We start from the raw sequence: 2,029 nt of genomic DNA on the forward strand, positions 1-2,029 counted from the left end.
TATGCGACGCTACGTGAATTAACAGGTGGTTTTACCTCAAACGTACTACAGAATTTAATCTACGGAGCCTTTTTACGTTGATATTATCCAATTACGCAAGTTCGAAATAGTTTTCACACAGGCTGCCACCACAGCAGTCATTCAGCGTTCACCTTCATGTCAAAAATGTGCGCATTGCTTGCTGACTCTAGCAACTCATTAATATTAACGCCCTTAATTGACTCAATAACTGCCCTTTTGGTTAGAGTTACATTGTTAATTATTGGTTTAAAAGTCCCGATGCTAGATATGTAGAGTGATTTCCCAAGAGTTTTTAAAAATAGTTGATTAATTATGTGATTAAGTACCATTTCAATATAACCTTGTTGGTCAAAAGGTGGAGCATTACTCTATCTAGCTGATGTGCAGTAAAAAGAATTTAGTATGAACTATGAAGAAGCATCTTTAGAAAGGAAATTAATACTCATTGATGAGATTAACCCAAACGGAAAAAAAATTATTGGGGTTAGACCAAAAAAGTTCGATACTCACTTTGAATATGAATTCGGTGAAGATTGGGAGGGGTTCATGAATGCTCTAGACATCAACCGCTCTGAACTGTTCGAAACTAATAACCCGAAGAAGATTCCTCAACTACTTTTTAGAGGTCAGGAGAAAAAAGAATACGAATTGTTACCAAGTGCTTTTAGGAATTTAAATCCTGATATAATCAAGGTACTTATGGCTGGGCATGGTGACTATGAGGGGGTAGAATCAGATGGTTTTATCAATTTCATTGAAGGAATGAATGCGATTGGTCTTCACATAGAACCAGAATCCTTTGAATATATAAACCAACTATCTGATGAAAAAAAGGGATATAGCTCTGCTAAATTTGGTGATTACGCACATGGAAAAATGCTTAAAGATTTAGCTCTAGCACAACACTATGGAGTGCCCACACGCTTACTTGATTTTACTTTAAATCCTTTAGTTGCATTATTTTTTGCAACGCAAGGTATAACAAGTTCACAAAGCAAAGGAAATATTGGGATATGGGTTATTCCAGAGAAGCTAATTGAAGTCGTTAATGAAAAAAAATTTGTTGAACGGATATTTGTTAATGGTTTTCAAAATAGAAATATGGTCGCTCAAAAGGGGCTATTTATAAATTACATCGAAAAGAGAGGTGCGGAACCAAACTTGTATGTTGATGATAAAATTAAGACTCTTGACCAATATTTGTTATCTGACTTGTCTGATAATCAAAGACAAATAGTGGATGAAAGGATTGGTAAACCAATGCTCTTTACACTTTCACACTGTGGTGAAAGAGAGATAACAAGATATTTGGATCTCATAAATATTAATTGGACGACTATTCAACCAGATCTAGACGGTGTAAAAAAAGAAGTAGAAAGGCGAAAGAGAAAAAGATTATGTTATTAATATAAAAATATAAGTGGTTTCAATCTCAACGCTAGTTGTTTTTACACTATTACTAATTGTTGTTTTGAAATTGTATGACGACCATATTGCGAACATAGTGTTTAAAATATTTATGACTGCTTCCATACCAATAGTGACTAAAAACAACCTAAAAATTGTATTGTTGTTAAAGACTCTAATGTGGCAAAAGTTAGCGTTCTGAGATGAAATTCCACAGGCAGGTATGTTTAGGTTTGTTTGTCATCAGCCACAAAGAAAAACCGAGAAGCACCCTCGATGCTAGTCCGGCTGATGTCGAACAAAGCTTCATTGTGGAAACCGCGAGAACTAGATGCTTACTATGGGGATTGTTATATGGTGGTTGGTTGTTAAGTCACAAAACACTGAGGCTATTAACGATTGATGAGCTAGTCTGTCGAGCATAAATCACTTTTATGTATTTGGTCTTAGCCTGAGTATAGGATGTTTTTGACGATTACAGACCCTGTAACAAAATCTGTGTAACTGCCTATTATTAATACCCATGTAGGGTTAAGGATAGGCAGACTATGAATAAGAAAGCACTCGAAGCGTTCGGTAAGCAAGCGGCTAAATCAATTAA

Annotated in this window: 1 protein-coding gene; it reads left to right on the plus strand. The window is 35.4% G+C overall.

Annotated features, from left to right (window positions below):
• Positions 1 to 423 precede the first annotated feature (423 nt).
• Complete coding sequence (locus H4J59_RS01700) at positions 424 to 1,428, plus strand: FRG domain-containing protein (protein ID WP_182236280.1); 1,005 nt, start codon at positions 424 to 426, stop codon at positions 1,426 to 1,428.
• Positions 1,429 to 2,029: the final 601 nt, after the last annotated feature.

The sequence above is a fragment of the Colwellia sp. MB02u-10 genome, from assembly GCF_014077185.1.
Lineage (GTDB): Bacteria > Pseudomonadota > Gammaproteobacteria > Enterobacterales > Alteromonadaceae > Cognaticolwellia.